Origin of the sequence: Acholeplasma laidlawii (assembly GCF_015709225.1) — a bacterium.
GTDB lineage: Bacteria > Bacillota_I > Bacilli_A > Acholeplasmatales > Acholeplasmataceae > Acholeplasma > Acholeplasma laidlawii_A.
Genome location: NZ_JADNRS010000010.1, coordinates 1 through 15,445, shown reverse-complemented (window position 1 = coordinate 15,445; position 15,445 = coordinate 1). Strand labels below are relative to the sequence as shown.

At 31.6% G+C, this 15,445-nt stretch carries 13 protein-coding genes, 1 pseudogene and 1 other annotated feature; of the genes and pseudogenes, 1 reads left to right on the top strand and 13 read right to left on the bottom strand.

The genetic code is table 11. The features are described from left to right. Window positions 1–6: 6 nt before the first annotated feature. From IY230_RS00630 to IY230_RS00590, 9 genes and pseudogenes are all read right to left on the bottom strand, one after another. Window positions 7–1,194, bottom strand: coding sequence for a coenzyme F420-0:L-glutamate ligase (locus IY230_RS00630; protein ID WP_196369424.1), 1,188 nt, complete (start codon window positions 1,192–1,194; stop codon window positions 7–9). After that, window positions 1,187–4,201, bottom strand: a pseudogene (mfd, locus tag IY230_RS00625) (transcription-repair coupling factor); the annotation flags it as partial. The pseudogene mfd and the gene IY230_RS00630, both read right to left, overlap by 8 nt. Window positions 4,202–4,653: 452 nt before the next feature. After that, complete coding sequence (gene pth, locus IY230_RS00620) at window positions 4,654–5,229, bottom strand: aminoacyl-tRNA hydrolase (protein WP_196369422.1); 576 nt, start codon at window positions 5,227–5,229, stop codon at window positions 4,654–4,656. Next, the gene (locus IY230_RS00615; protein ID WP_196369421.1) at window positions 5,229–6,194 is read right to left on the bottom strand and encodes a ribose-phosphate diphosphokinase; all 966 of its coding nucleotides are present in this window, start codon (window positions 6,192–6,194) and stop codon (window positions 5,229–5,231) included. Before IY230_RS00615 ends, pth begins: the two co-directional genes overlap by 1 nt. 196 nt (window positions 6,195–6,390) lie before the next feature. Continuing rightward, entirely contained in the window at window positions 6,391–6,675 is a 285-nt protein-coding gene (gene spoVG, locus IY230_RS00610) for a septation regulator SpoVG (protein WP_012241991.1), read from the bottom strand. Between the two features lie 210 nt (window positions 6,676–6,885). Then, window positions 6,886–7,674 (bottom strand): 16S rRNA (adenine(1518)-N(6)/adenine(1519)-N(6))-dimethyltransferase RsmA, encoded by a 789-nt coding sequence (gene rsmA / locus IY230_RS00605; protein WP_196369420.1) that lies wholly within the window; start codon window positions 7,672–7,674, stop codon window positions 6,886–6,888. Next, window positions 7,661–8,200 carry a ribonuclease M5 gene (rnmV, locus tag IY230_RS00600; RefSeq protein WP_196369419.1) on the bottom strand — a complete coding sequence of 180 codons (540 nt, stop codon included), beginning with the start codon at window positions 8,198–8,200 and terminating at the stop codon, window positions 7,661–7,663. Before rnmV ends, rsmA begins: the two co-directional genes overlap by 14 nt. Beyond that, on the bottom strand, window positions 8,197–9,402 hold the full coding sequence (locus IY230_RS00595) for an HD domain-containing protein (RefSeq protein ID WP_196369418.1): 1,206 nt from the start codon (window positions 9,400–9,402) through the stop codon (window positions 8,197–8,199). Before IY230_RS00595 ends, rnmV begins: the two co-directional genes overlap by 4 nt. Window positions 9,403–9,450: 48 nt before the next feature. After that, complete coding sequence (locus IY230_RS00590; protein WP_196369417.1) at window positions 9,451–10,041, bottom strand: phosphate propanoyltransferase; 591 nt, start codon at window positions 10,039–10,041, stop codon at window positions 9,451–9,453. 103 nt (window positions 10,042–10,144) lie between these two features. Here IY230_RS00590 and IY230_RS00585 point away from each other — a divergent pair, with 103 nt between their 5' ends. After that, the gene (locus IY230_RS00585) at window positions 10,145–10,561 is read left to right on the top strand and encodes an HIT family protein (RefSeq protein ID WP_196369416.1); all 417 of its coding nucleotides are present in this window, start codon (window positions 10,145–10,147) and stop codon (window positions 10,559–10,561) included. Here IY230_RS00585 and IY230_RS00580 read toward each other — a convergent pair. The 4 genes from IY230_RS00580 to IY230_RS00565 all read right to left on the bottom strand — a co-directional run. Continuing rightward, window positions 10,542–11,792, bottom strand: coding sequence for a HAMP domain-containing sensor histidine kinase (locus IY230_RS00580; protein ID WP_196369415.1), 1,251 nt, complete (start codon window positions 11,790–11,792; stop codon window positions 10,542–10,544). The two genes, IY230_RS00585 and IY230_RS00580, sit on opposite strands and share 20 nt — an antisense overlap. Before the next feature lie 62 nt (window positions 11,793–11,854). Further along, the gene (locus IY230_RS00575) at window positions 11,855–12,505 is read right to left on the bottom strand and encodes a response regulator transcription factor (RefSeq protein WP_012241984.1); all 651 of its coding nucleotides are present in this window, start codon (window positions 12,503–12,505) and stop codon (window positions 11,855–11,857) included. A gap of 201 nt (window positions 12,506–12,706) precedes the next feature. After that, window positions 12,707–13,978, bottom strand: coding sequence for a serine--tRNA ligase (gene serS, locus IY230_RS00570; RefSeq protein ID WP_196369414.1), 1,272 nt, complete (start codon window positions 13,976–13,978; stop codon window positions 12,707–12,709). A gap of 44 nt (window positions 13,979–14,022) precedes the next feature. Further along, window positions 14,023–14,224 (bottom strand) — a binding site (T-box leader). A 16-nt stretch (window positions 14,225–14,240) separates the two neighbouring features. Next, the coding region (locus IY230_RS00565) for an ABC transporter permease (protein WP_196369413.1) at window positions 14,241–15,445 on the bottom strand (1,205 nt) is incomplete at its 5' end.

The window sequence follows — 15,445 nt, the reverse complement described above, 5'->3', positions numbered from 1 at the left end:
TTGTGGTTATTTATCAGAAATGTTTTTAAAATAGTTTTTGATATATACGACCGGTGTACCCTTATCGCCACTACCGGTTACTAAATCACAAAGTGATCCAATTAAATCCACATATCTTCTTGGTGTAGTACCTAATTTGGCATCATCCGTTAACGTATTTGATTTTTGACTAATTTCACTAATGATTGCACTTTTAAGTGCATCACCAGATAAATCTTTATATTTATCATCTGACATATATTTAAGTTTAATTTCGTTTGGTGTACCTTCTAAGCCTTTTGTATAAGAAGGACTCACAACAGGGTCTGCCAACTCCCAAATACCACCAACCGGGTCTTTAAAGGCCCCGTCTCCGTAAATTAATACTTCTACATGTTTCCCAGTTAACGCTTTAAATTTCTTTTGAATATCATAAACTATTAGATCATTATGATGAGGAAATAACTTGACACTTTCACTTCCAGCAGCATTTGATCCATATAGACCATAGACTTCATTAAACCCTGAGTTCAATACGGGTTTATTTAATAAATCATCTAGCCCTAAGACTTTACTTGCTTGATGGCTTTTTAGTCTTTCTTTTGTAGCTATTCTTGTATGGATATCACACACTAATACTTCGCTTGTATACTTTAAAATATCTTCTGGATTATTTGAAAATAGAAAGCTAACTTCACAGTTTTCTTTTTCTATAATGTCTTTATAATATTGAACCATATTGACACCCGTAAACGGGTGTTTAAAATGGCTAAATTCTTTTTGATAGGTTGCTTCATCGATGATAGTATTATATGGATTAATACCTAGTCTTTCTAGGTCTTTCTCAAATAAAATACTATTACCTACTTCATCTTTAGGATAGCTTAATAAAATGGTTAATTTGTCCATTGCACGTGCAATAGCACGAAGCAGGTTTGCAAACCTGTTTCTTGATAATATTGGAAATACTAATCCTATATGTTTTGAACTAAACTTTTCTTTCACATCATAAGCTATTTGATCAAGTGTTGCATAATTGCCTTGTGCAATACTTACAACAGCTTCTGTCACAGCGATAATGTCCTTATCATCAAAGTTAAAGTTATCTGTTTTTGAAGCCTTCATAATTGAATCTACTACAATTTGACTTAAATCATTTCCACTACGAATAATTGGGGTACGTATACCTCGTGCTACAACACCTACATCACTCATTAATTGTTATCTCCTTTAAATCAATATACATTTCTAATAATTCACATGCTAAATATAGCCAGTGTTTTGTTTCATGTTTAGTAGACATGTTGATTTCAACATGTCCTCTAGATTGTCCAAGTCTGATGTTCATCTTAGATTTAGATGCTACATAAAGTAGTCTCATACCATCTATAAGTTCACTTTTTTCTAAGGATATGACCATTTTAACAAAATCTTTTTCATGGACGGTTTTTTCAATACCGACTTGATGTCCTAACTTCTTATAAAGTTTCTCATACATATAGGTCATCATATCTATATCAATTGGCCCGAATCTATCTAGTAATTCTTGTTTTAGATCTTCTAAATCTTGCATCTTATTTAAAGATGCGATTCTTTTATGTATTTCAATTCTGACTGGGTCATGATTAATATATGTCGGTGGTATATGTCGTTTAGAAAATACTTGATCAACTGTATCTGTTTTAGGAGATTCATATGCTTTACCCGTCATAACTTCATCTAGAAGTTTCATGTATAAGTCCATTCCTACTGAATCAATAAACCCTGATTGTTCTTCACCTAAAATATCACCTGCACCTCGAATACCTAAATCTCTTAGTGCAATTTTAAACCCTGAACCTAAATCAGTAAAGTCTTCAATAACAGATAAACGTTTCTTGGATTCATCATTTACATCTTTATAGCCATCAAACATTAAATACGCATAAGCAATTCTATCTGATCTACCCACACGTCCACGTAATTGATAGAGTTGTGCAAGACCTAAGTGATCGGCATCATGGATAATAAGTGTATTGGTATTGGGTATATCTACACCTGTTTCTATAATAGTTGTTGAAACTAAGATATCAAATTCTTTTTCAACGAATCTAGACAGTGTATCTTCAATTCTATTTTTCGTCATCTTACCGTGTGCATAAGTAATTCTTGCATTTGGTACAAGTTGTTGAAGCTTTAGTACTTGAGCTTCCATTCTCTCTGTATTATTAAATAAGTAAAATACTTGTCCACCACGCGATAGTTCTCTATCAATTGCTTCTTTAATCAATGCAGGTTGTCTTTCAACAACATAAGTTTGTACTGGATACCTATTTAAAGGTGGTGTATCAATCATAGATAAGTCTTTAAGACCGTACATCGCCATTTGAAGCGTTCTTGGGATAGGTGTTGCAGATAATGTTAAGGTATCTACATTCACTTTAATTTCTTTGATTTTTTCTTTATGCTGAACTCCAAAGCGTTGTTCTTCATCAATAATAAATAAACCTAGATCTTTAAAAATGATATCATCACTTAATAATCTATGCGTTCCAATAACGACATCAATATAGCCTTTTGCTATCTTTTCCAATACTTCTTTTTGTTCCTTTTTACTGACATATCTTGAGAGTAGTGCAACACTCCCACCATACTTTTCAAACCTGTCTTTAAAGGTTAAATAATGTTGTCTAGCCAGTACCGTTGTCGGTACTAGGTAAGCAACTTGTTTTGCATCTACGACAGCTTTAAAAGCTGCACGAAGTGCCACTTCTGTTTTACCATAACCAACATCACCTGCTATAAGCCTGTCCATCGGTTTAGAACTTTCCATATCTTCAAATACCGCATCAATTGCTTTTTGTTGGTCAATTGTTTCATCATAATTAAAGTCTTTTTCAAAAGCTGTTAACATATCCGTTCTAGGACCGAATTGATACCCTTGTGCTTGATGTCTTTTTGCATAGAGATTGAGTAATCTATCGGATAAATCTTTAATCTTTTGTTTGACTTGGGCTTTTGTCTTACTCCATTGTTTGGCGTTTAACTTAGATAGTTTAGGTTTAACTTGATCATAGCTTTTATATTTTAATACTAAATCTATTTGATCTGTTGGTACATAAAGTGCTTCATCTTTATCATAAACAATATGCAGGTAATCCCTTTTATCCCCTGATAAAGTCATCGTCTTAAGTCCAATATATTGGCCAATACCAAAATCATAGTGTACAACATAATCACCATTTTGTAGTTCTGAGATATCTCTAATTTTTACTGCTTGGTTAATAACTGATCGGTATCGAACCTTAGCTTTTTTCTTAGTATCTAAGATTGCATCTTCCGTTAAAACGATAAACTTATGATTTAAATCAATAAACGATCCTGGTAAATCTTCTTCTACTAATACAACTTGTTCATCTTTAAATTTATTAACGTTATAGTTTATTTTATGATTAGATAAGTGCTCTTTAATACGTTCAAAAGATACCATAGTCTTGGTAGATATAAGTATATTAAATCCCTTATATTCATTGATAAATAAGATCAGTTGTTCTAAATGTCCTACAAAAGGATCGACATCTATAACACCCAAATCAATAGATGGTTTATCAGTTACCGAATATATTTGAAATGATAAATGATTTTTTTTGAGTAACTCTTTTAACTTAATTTTAAAGTTTAAACCTATAAATGCATTTCCTTGCATCGTATGCCCATAGGTCAATAAATCTTGGTCAGTAGTTTCCTCATTGAGCTCCATCTTATAACTATCTACCAGTATTAAATCATATGGATTACTAAAATCTAAAATAGTTGTCACTTCATCATTAAAAAACTCTATATACATAGATAGACTATCCATACGTTTACGTTCTTCGATATGCATAAGATCAGTTTCTAATTTTTTATCTTCTTTTTCGGATAATTCAATACTAGTAAAATATTCATTTATTTTTTGAAGTGCTTGTTCTTTTAAATCATCAGTATAAAATAATTCGTTTAATGGGGCAATATCTATAGATGTAATATGGTTCATGCTCTTTTGAGTTTGTACATCAAATGTCTTAATAGATTCTAAGGTGTCACCAAAAAAGTCTAAACGATAAGGATCTTTATAATCATGTGTATAGATATCCAATATAGAACCTCTAATTGAAAACTCGCCCGGTCTTTCTACTGTATAGTTAAACTGGTAGCCATCATATATTAGTTTTTTTGTAAGGTCTGTAAGATCATAGTTATCGTTAACGTTTATTTTTTTAACACTACGCTCATAGTCCTCAGGTTTTAATTGTCTATGTAAAATACCTTCTTGAGTGGTGATAATAATATACTTTTCATCCGCTTGTAGAAGTTTTCTTAAAGTAAATAAACGCTCGTTTTTAAATTCAGGAGAACCTAGCGCCATCATCGAGGTTAATGTCTGATCCATTGGATAAAACAGTACTTTACTTTCATCAATAATAGAAGATAATGTATCATAGTATTTTTGAGCCTCATATAGATTTGGTAAGACTACAAAAATATTTTTATTAGAAATATCATATCTAAGCGAAAGCATTGTCTGTAGATAGCTATGGGACACACCTTTAAAATCGCCTGTTCTGGCGTTTAAAATGGCGGCATCTTTATATATGGAGTTTAATAGGTTTTTAATCATAAAATGCTTCCTTTTTGCACGTGATAAAGCCCAGACTAAAGAGTCTGGGGGGTGTTGTATTTGGTCATTATATTGTTAAAGTTGTTTGTTGAAATCCACTCAATGATGGCATCATTTATATATTCAATCGTAGGTAGTATCGTATTTAACTCATTTGTCGAGAACTTGCCAAGGACAAAGTCAACTTTGTCCATATGGGCATGTTCTCCAATACCTATCCTTAATCTTTTAAAGTCTTTAGTTCCTAATTTATTAATGATATCTTTTAAGCCATTTTGACCACCATGACTACCTGTTTGACGTATTCTTATCTTACCTAAAGGTAATGCGGTATCATCTAAAATAACTAGTATATCTTCTACATCTATTTTATAGAAATTCATTAATTTTGTAACAGCATCACCAGATAAATTCATGTAGGTTAGTGGTTTTGCGATGATAACATCATGACCTTCAATTTTGGTTTTAGTGTATGCTGCTTGTAGTTTAGAATCGACTTTTAATTCGGTATTTAAGTGGCTTAAGAGTTTATCTATAGCGATGAAACCTATGTTGTGCCTTGTTTGAACATATTGTTTGCCGGGATTTCCTAAACCGACAATGAGTTTCATTATTGATCCTCTTGAATTCTATTAAATATTTGGGAGATTGGTTCGTCTTGTAGGATATGAATAATTGCTTCACCTAATAGTGCACCAATCGATAATTGTTTAAGTTTTGGTTGATTTTTAGCTGGATCCAGGTAGATTGTATCTGTAATAATAATCTCATTAATTACTGAATTTTGTAGTCTTTCTGTTGCATTAGATGTTAATACTCCATGAGTAGCTGCTGCATACACTTCTTTAGCACCAGCTTCTTTTAAAGCATTTGCTCCAGCCATTAATGTACCACCAGTATCTATGATGTCATCAATCATAATACATGTTGCACCATTTACATCACCAATGATATTCATAACCTCTGCCTTATTAGGTTCAGGTCTTCTCTTATCTATGATTGCAAGTGGGGCATTAAAAAATGATGCAAATACACGTGCACGTGTCACACCACCATGGTCAGGAGATACTACAACAACATTTTCCAATTTTTTTCTTCTAAAATATGAAGCTAGTGTTGGTGCAGCAGGGAAATTGTCAATTGGAATATCAAAGAAACCTTGAATTTGAGCCGCGTGTAAGTCAATACTTACGACACGATCAACACCTGCTACAGTCAGTAGGTTAGCAACTAATTTAGCAGTAATTGGTTGACGTGATTTAGCTTTTCTATCTTGTCTTGAATAACCAAAATATGGCATGATAATTGTAATAGATGCCGCAGATGCTCTCTTAAGTGCATCCGTCAATACTAATACCTCCATTAAATGGTCATTTGCTGGTTCTGATGTTGGTTGAATCACGAATACATGATTACCTCTTACAGATTCTTCAATGTTAACGGTAATCTCTCCATCAGCAAATCGAATAACTTCAACATTTGATAATGGAATTCCTGCACTTTTAGCTATTTTTTCAGCTAGCGGTTTATTAGCGGAAAGTGTAAATAATTTAGCCTTTTTTTCATCAATAGTCATTGTTAGTAAGCCTCCCTTTTCTAAATTCCATTATATCATCAATTATCTATAATAACTTATCTTTAGAGAGAAAAACAACCTTTTACGCGAATTGTTGTTTATTTCTATAATCAAAAAATATTGCCATCGGCAATATCTTCGATTGATGCTGTTTTGCGAGTACTAATTATCCTCTAAACCCTATTAATTCTTTAGTTTATTCTTCAACTGAAGCAGTTGCTTCAGCATCTAGTGTTTCTTTATATGCCTTAATGATAGAATCTTCGATCTGTTTACGCATATCCGCATGTATTGGATGTGCTATATCTCTGAAACCGCCATTTGGCATCTTCTTGCTAGGCATTGCAACGAATAATCCATTTTCACCTTCAATCACTCGTATGTCATGCACTACGAATGCATCTTCAAATGTAATTGTTACTACACCTTTTAATCTTGAGTCACTACTTACGTGTCTTACTCTGACGTCTGTTATTTTCACTTTGCCCCTCCCGGATGTTTGATACAAAAATATTATAGCATATTTTTCGCTTTTTCAAGCGCTTACATTATAAAATAATAATATTTATGGCTTTTTTATGTGCTAAAATAATCTTTGATATGTTTTTATGTAATTATTTGTGCTTTTCTAAATGTTTGCTTTACTAAAAGTAAAAAAATATTGATGCAAACGCTCAATATTTTTATTAGTTTATTGATACAGTTTTTCAGTTAGTGTAATAAAATCATCCACACCAAGAGATTCAGCTCTTGTGTTTTCATCTAAATTAAGTGACTTTAATGATTCAAGTACCTTAACTTTATCTTCATTTAAACCTGTAGATAAATTATTTAGCAAGGTTTTTCTTTTATGCATAAAACTTAACTTGACAATTTGAATAAACTTAGGTTCCAATGATTTATCAAGTTTAGTCTCTTTTTTAGTAAGCTGAACAACCATGGAATCTACTTTAGGGACTGGATTAAACATTTTTCTATTTACATTAACGACTAGCCTTACGTCAGTAAAGTATTGTAAGATTGCGGAAAAGGCATTATAACTTTTTAAATTCTTTTTACTAATCATTCGGTCACCTACTTCTTTTTGGACCATAATTGTTGCTGTTTTAAGTTGATCTATTTCTAAGAATTTAAAAATAATTGGTGTTGTAATGTAGTATGGTAAATTACCAATCAAATGAATAGGTTCACCATTAAAATAGTTATTTAAATCACTTGTAACATCAGATTCTAGAAAATCTTGGAATATGATGTTACTATCATCACTAACAAAACTTTCTAAAACAGCTTTTAGAGAGTAGTCAATTTCATATGCAAGATACTTTTTAGAATCTTTAACAATAAACTGAGTTAGTGCACCTAACCCAGGACCAATTTCTAGTACGTTTTTATCATGAATTTGTGCTGAGTCAACAATCTTTTTCAATAAATTCTTATCCGTTAAAAAGTTTTGACCAAATCTTTTTTTAGCTTGATGCATATAATATATCCTCTAAATCTTTATAACTTAACCCGAGCCAATTAAGCCTTTGTATGAGTGTTTTGGAGTTACTATAAGTTAGGTTTAATTTGCTGGTTAAATAGTCTCTTTTGGCTTTAGAGTCTATTTGACCACTAAGTCCCAATTTATATAAACTATCTAATGTAATAGATTCTGTTTTTGGTAATTCTTGCACTTCATGGAGTAACATAGTCTTTAAGTCTTCTAAAGATAGGTGTTCAACACCTATCTTCTTTTTATTTTTACTTATCGCCTTATGTTTTTGAACAAAGATATGTGTAGGATTTACTAAATGTTTGGCAATCCTTTTCCTAATTTGTTCACCAGTATAATCAGGATCTAATAAAAGTATAATTTGAAATTTATCTTCGTAGGTTTTTAAAAACTGGATTACATCCTCTTTAATTTGTGATCCACCTACCGAAACAGTTTTTATATTTGGATCAATTTGTTTAAGTAAAGTTTCATCATGCGTGCCTTCAACAACATATAATTTTTGTTTCATCGTTTTTTATAGAAGAACTTAGGATCTGATTTTACACTCGATGTTACAAGTGAGTGCACAATGGATGAATGTTCAGATAAAGTTACAATCTTACCTTTCTCATTGAAAATGTAAATTTGATCCCCTAAATTGGCTTCTGTTTCACGGTAGGCACTTTGCTCAACACTTGTTTTAAGTGTAAAGTATTTAATATCATCTTCGCTTCTTGAGTTTAAGATGTCATTGATTTTTCGCTGGTTTTCTTTAGTATCATCAATGTATGACCAAATATTACGATTTAAAAAGTCATTTGATAATTCTTTTAAGATAGGATCTTTTGAATTTAAAAAATATGCAATTAGGCCATTCATATAGTAATCATCTATCTTTAAGTAAGCATACATGTTAGTTGGGTCTTTTAGTATGGTTTTAAGTGATGTAACATCATGCTCAAAATCAAAATTAGTTTCTAGTAAATCTCTAACTCTAAAATATATTTTTTCTAGTATCACTTCATAAGCTCTTGCTTTTGGATGGTAATATACTTGCCAGTACATATGGTATCTGGCAACTAAGTAGTTTTCAATTGCGTGAATACCTGATGCTTTAAAGGCTAATTTTTTATTTTGTATTTTAACTACTCTCATTAAACGGTCTAAATCAATATGCCCATAAGCGGCTCCGGTAAAATAAGCATCTCTTTCCAAGTAATCTAGTCTATCCACATCTAGTTGAGAAGAGATGAGTTGCTCAATTAATGGAAATTTCTTATCCTTTAAAATAATACTTGCAACATCATCCGCAAATGAAGCATCTATCTTATCTAAAATATTTCTTATTTCAGGGTGTGTTTTAATAATGGTTGCACCAATGACTTCATGGTTTACTTTAAATACATACTCAAATGCATGTGAATATGCACCATGTCCGATATCATGTAAGAGTGCTGCAACTAAAAACAACAAACTTTCACGTTCATTTAAGTTTTCTTTAATTTCTTTGATATCTAAGAATCTATTCGCTAATTCATAAACGCCTAGTGCGTGTGAAAATCTAGAGTGCTCTGCAGCATGAAAGACCATATGAACACCAGATAACTGTCTAACACGTCTTAGCCTTTGAAATACTGATGTATCGATTAATTCAATAATGAAGTCATAATCTACATGAATATAACCATATAATGGGTCTCTAAACACTTTTTGTCTTTCAAGTTTTACCATATATTACCTCTTATGAAGTGAAAAGTGGCAAATGCCACTTATCTATTTTTAGTCTAAAATTTGATATTTTTTAACAAGTGATACCATATCACCATTTCTTAGCATAAATGCTGCACCATCATCTGTATCTAAATGGCAATCTAATCTAAAACTTTCGTGTACACGGCATAATACGTTATCTAATAGACCCGCTTTTATACCATCAATTTTAATTGAGACAACATCTCTATCTTTAACACCAAAAGTTAGTGCATCTTCAGGTGAGAAATGAATATGTCTATCAGCAATGATGACACCCTCATTAATTTCTACTTCACCTTTAGGTCCAATTAATTTAGCTTTTCCTGATCCAGCAGTATCACCACTTGAACGAACAGGTGCAACAAATTTATAACGGATTGCATCACTTTGTGAGATTTCAATTTGAGTACCTTTACGTGTTGGTCCTAGAATACGAACGCCTTCTAATACTCTACCATCTGGGGATACAACATTAATTTTTTCTTCAGCTGCATATTGACCAGGTTGGCTTAATTCTTTTAAAATGGTTAATTCATAACCAGCTCCAAATAATATTTCTAAATGCTCTTTTGTAACATGAGCGTGGCGTCCAGAGATGCCCACAGGTATTTTTTTCATAATTTCTTCCTTCCAATTTAAATCTTTATATAAATTATATCACGTATAAGAAACATCCACAAGAAAAGATATTTGATATAATATGTATAAGGAGATGATAATTATGGAAACAATATTTACAAAGATAGTGGAAAGAAAGATTCCTAGTCATATCGTATATGAAGATGATTTAGTCATTGCATTTTTAGATATTACACAAAGTACTAAAGGGCACACGTTAGTTGTTACAAAATCGCCTTATGAAAATATATTAGAGGTTCCAGAAAATATTTTAAAACATTTGTTTGGTGTCGTACAAAAATTATCTAAAGGTATTCAGCATGCATTTAATCCCTTAGGGATTAACTTATTAAATAACAATGGTTCAACAGCAGGACAAACTGTTTTTCATTATCACGTACATATTATCCCACGATATGATAAAGAAGAGATTACAATTAAACTAAATGATACTTCAAAAACAATCACGGCTGATGATTACAAAAATAGAGCAGCAATGATTATTGCAGCTCTATCGTAAATAATACACCATTAGCGTGATTATTAACCGAAACCTTTAAACCAAATCTATCCATTGTTTCTTTTACAATAGCTAGACCTAAACCAAATTGACCCTTACTGCCTTTTTCATAGGCTTTAAAAATCTTTGGTAGAACATTTTCTTCTATATGCTCCCCATCATTAAAGATGGTGAGCTTTTTTTCTGTAATTTGGATAACAATTTTAGTTTGTGCATAGCGCACTGCATTATCTACAATGTTAGATATTGCAATATGTGCCCCCTCCGGATCCATTAGATGAATCCAATCTGTTTCAATATCAATAATAAACCTTAAATTCGTGATATATTTATAGTTATTTACAACTTGTTCAACAATTGTCTTAAATGATGTCTTTTCATAAGTGTTATGGTTATCAATATAGCCGATCTTACTATACTCAATAATTTGCTTAACCTTTTTATTGAGTAAATCTGATTGTTTAATAATAAGATCAGTCGATTCCACGCCTTCAATACCATCTTGAATCGCTTCTGCATAAGACCTGATGACAGCAATCGGCGTTTTCAAATCATGCCCTAAGTTTTGAATCATTTCTTTTTTAGTATCTTCATTATTTTTAATTTCAATACGCATATTATTAATAGTTTCAGCAAGAGAAGCAATCTCTTCTGCACCACTATCTACTTTCACCTCTGATTGATAATCATCTTCAATCATTTGTTTCACACTAGATTGTAGATCTTTTAAATTTCCTACTGTACTAGTACTCCAAAGCCACACAATGATATTACCGAGTACTAATATATTTAAGAATGCGAGTGTTGTATAAAACGGGATATTACCTGTCATATCTTCAACAAACTCCGTCACGTTAGATACTACAAACACACCATACTTCGTACCATTTAATGGTCTTTTAATGCGTCCCATATAGGCTATATTACCATCTATGGTATATCTAAGTGTTCTGTTGGTATATGTTTCCTGACCCTTAAAATGTTCTCTTAACATGAGATTAGATATTTGATTAAAATCTTGTAGTGTTACATTATTTTTAGAATAATGGACTACTTGGTCATCTACGATAATGAAAAAGTCGTTATATTTTGTAAGACTCTCATAAGAAAATCCCATAGGATTTTCTTCATAGAGTCTTAATATTTCATTAAAATAACTATCTAAATAAATTCTGTTTTGATTTTCATAAGCTTTAGTAAAACTCAAATTAACGATAAACAAAAAAAACATACCACCTAATATCGTGACAAATGAAAATATGATATTGAGTTGTGTGGCAAGTTTTAGTTTGGTCATAATAATCTATAGCCGAATCCGTAAATAGTTTCTATTCTTAATAATGGCATCTTAGAACGCAGACGACGTAGTAAGTCATCTACAACTCTATCAGAACCCACATAGTTTTTACCCCATATAGTTTCTAATAAAAGTTTTCTTTCAATTGGTTCTTGTTTATTTTTTAAGAATACAAGTAACATTTCAAACTCTTTATTAGTAAGTTCAATCAGTTTATCACCTTGTCTGATTTCTCTAGAGTCTAATTGAATAGAGTAATCACTATAAGTCATATGACCTGGTCTTGAATTCTTACGTTTTAAAACAGCTTTGACTCTAAGCATTAATTCTTTAGGTGAATATGGTTTAGCAATATAATCATCAGATCCTAATTCAAGACCTTTGATTTTATCTAAAGCTTGATCTCTGGCTGAAGTAAATATGACAGCAGCTTCTGGATTTGCTTTTGAAATCGCCTTAATTAAATCAAAACCGTCAATTTCACCAGTCAACATAATATCTAAAATCCATAAATCAACTGGATCACCAACGTGTTCCATTGCTGTTTCACCATCATAGAAAACTGTAACATCATAATTTTCTCTTGTTAAATATTTACGAATAATTTCTGAAATATTAACTTCGTCTTCAACAAAATATATTTTCATTAATTGTATTCCCCCTTGGATTAATTAATTTTCATATTATAATTTTATCACATAATTTGAAACTTAGTATTTATAAAGGAAAAGCCACCTTTTTTAAGGTGGCGTTTCGAGAGAGAAAAATGAAGTACCTCTAGTATATAGGCTATACCTTTTTTTCTCAATCTTTATGAAAAACTATGTTATTTATTGTAATGAATAACATTATTTTATAACTTCTACACCCATATATGGTTTTAAGACTTCTGGTATCGTAATTGATCCATCTTGATTTTGATAGTTTTCTAGTACTGCAATCATTGTTCTACCAACAGCTAAACCAGAACCGTTTAATGTATGCACATATTCTGTTTTAGCATCTTTTGAACGTTTAAAGCGAATGTTGGCTCTTCTTGCTTGAAAATCTCTAGCATTTGAAATAGATCCAATTTCACGGTACATATTTTGCCCAGGTAACCATACTTCAATATCATATGTCTTACTCATACCAAAACCCATGTCTCCTGTTGATAAGACAACCACTCGATAAGGAATATTTAGTAGTTGTAGTATTCTTTCGGAGTTTGCTAACATATCTTGATGTGCTTGTTCAGAATCTTCAGGTCGTGCAAATTTAATTAACTCAACTTTATTAAATTGATGTTGTCTTAAAATACCTTTTGTATCTCGTCCAGCAGAACCGGCCTCTGATCTAAATGCTGTTGTATAAGATACATACTGAATTGGTAATGCATCGTTATCGATGATTTCATCCCTAAATAGGTTTATAGTAGGCACTTCAGCTGTAGGATTTAAATACCAATCAAATCCTTCTAATTTAAAAGCATCCTCCTTAAACTTAGGAAATTGACCTGTTGCATACATGGATTTATCATTCACAATAAAGGGTGGAATGATTTCGGTATAACCATGTGTATATGCATGGGTATCTATCATAAAGTTAATAAGCGCTCTTTCAAGTCTAGCGCCTAACCCTTTATCTACTACAAAACGCGGACCAGTGATTTTAGTTGCACGTTCAAAGTCTAATATATTTAGTGCTTCACCTAATTGAGTATGATCTTTTACTTCAAAATCAAAATGTCTAATAGTACCCCATTTTTTAATTTCAATATTTGCAGATTCATCTTTACCAACCGGTACATCGTCAGCAGGAATATTTGGTAAAACGATGAGTTCTTTATTAATTTTTTCATCAATCTTACCAAGTTTTAACTCAAGTGCTGGTATTTCACTTTTAATTGTCTCTACTTTTAATAATAAGTGAGAAGCGTCTTGTTTTTGTCTTTTAAGTTCCCCAATTTCTTTAGAGTACCCGTTTCTCTTTGCTTTTAAGTCTTCAACTTCTTTAATTACAGATTTACGCTCTTCTTGTAAATCTATTAATTGTCTTAAGTGGCTAAAATCACCACCTCTAGTATTTAACTTCAATATGACTTCATCTATATTCTCAGTTATATATTTTAAATCTAACATTTTTCCTTCTCCTTATAAAATAAACGTCCTTAGACTAAAAATAGTCTAAGGACGATCCATTAATTATCGCGGTGCCACCTTAATTCTATTGTATATAAACAATAGCGCTCATACATTCTTAACGGGAATAACTCGGATGTTTTTAGCATCACTCCAGAGTGGAACTTCTAACTATATGATCTGTTTTCACCAACCACAGACTCTCTACTACATAAAAGTTAAAATTAGCTCTTTCATCGTGTTATGTATATTATACTCTATTTCACTCACTACGTAAAGCAGCTACAGGATCTTTGTTGGATGCAATTTTTGCAGGTACTAATCCTGCAATAAATGTAAGTAACACAGAAACTGCTATAAGCAAGAATGCGTGTAGATAGAATAACTGAGCAATTTGATCATTACCTGTTGGTTCAGCTAAGAAAATATTTACAACAGGTACTAGTAAATAAGTGATGATAATACCTAATGTACCAGCAAATAATCCAATAAGAATAGCTTCTGCATTAAATACACGTGATATATCTTTTTTTCTAGCCCCAATAGAACGTAGCACACCAATTTCTTTGGTTCGTTCTAATACTGAGGTATAGGTAATAATACCAATCATAACACTGGATACAAAAAGGGATATTGCTGCAAATGCAATTAATACAGCACTAATTGAATCCATCACTGTTTTAATCATACCTACAGCGGATGCAACAGTGTCCACATAATTTACTTGAGCCTCTTCATCTTTACCAATGTTATAACCATCTAATATATTTAGTATTGCTTCTTTGTCATCAAAACTATTTGGATAAACTAAGATACCACTTGGTAGATCATAACCACCTAAGGTATATAACACATCTTCTTTTGTATTATTTAAGCTAATTGTTACACCGTTGACAACAGATGTTTCACTTGCACGTTGTGCAACTACAACATCTGATTGAGTGTTAAGTTCAATAATTCTTTTAGCTACTTTAGGTGTATAATAAATCCCTTCACCTACTGATACAAAATCTGTATTCACCTTAATAATACCTGAAATTGTAACAGTGATGACGTTTTGGTTAGATTCATCATTATATAATGATAACAAGTCTGCTGTATCTACATTTGTATTTTTCTCTGTGAAGATACCGTCATTTGGTTTATACATTGCATTATTTGTAAATATTTTAAATGTTTGACCAACTAAATTTTCAAAAGGAATAATTGTATTTTGACTCACCCCTAAGAAAGTCATGATGTTATTAGGTAATCTATGTCTTTCATCTACAACAATAACTGCCTCATAATTTGAAGGGTTATAATAACTACCTGATACAATATCAAAATATTCCGTAACAAAATCATATGAGAAGGCACTTTGATTAATATAATCTGTACCCTCAAATGAAAATGGAGGTTGTGGATTTGATGTTGGATTAGTATTTAACTTAGTACCATCTAAATAGTAATATTGTGCCTTATAGT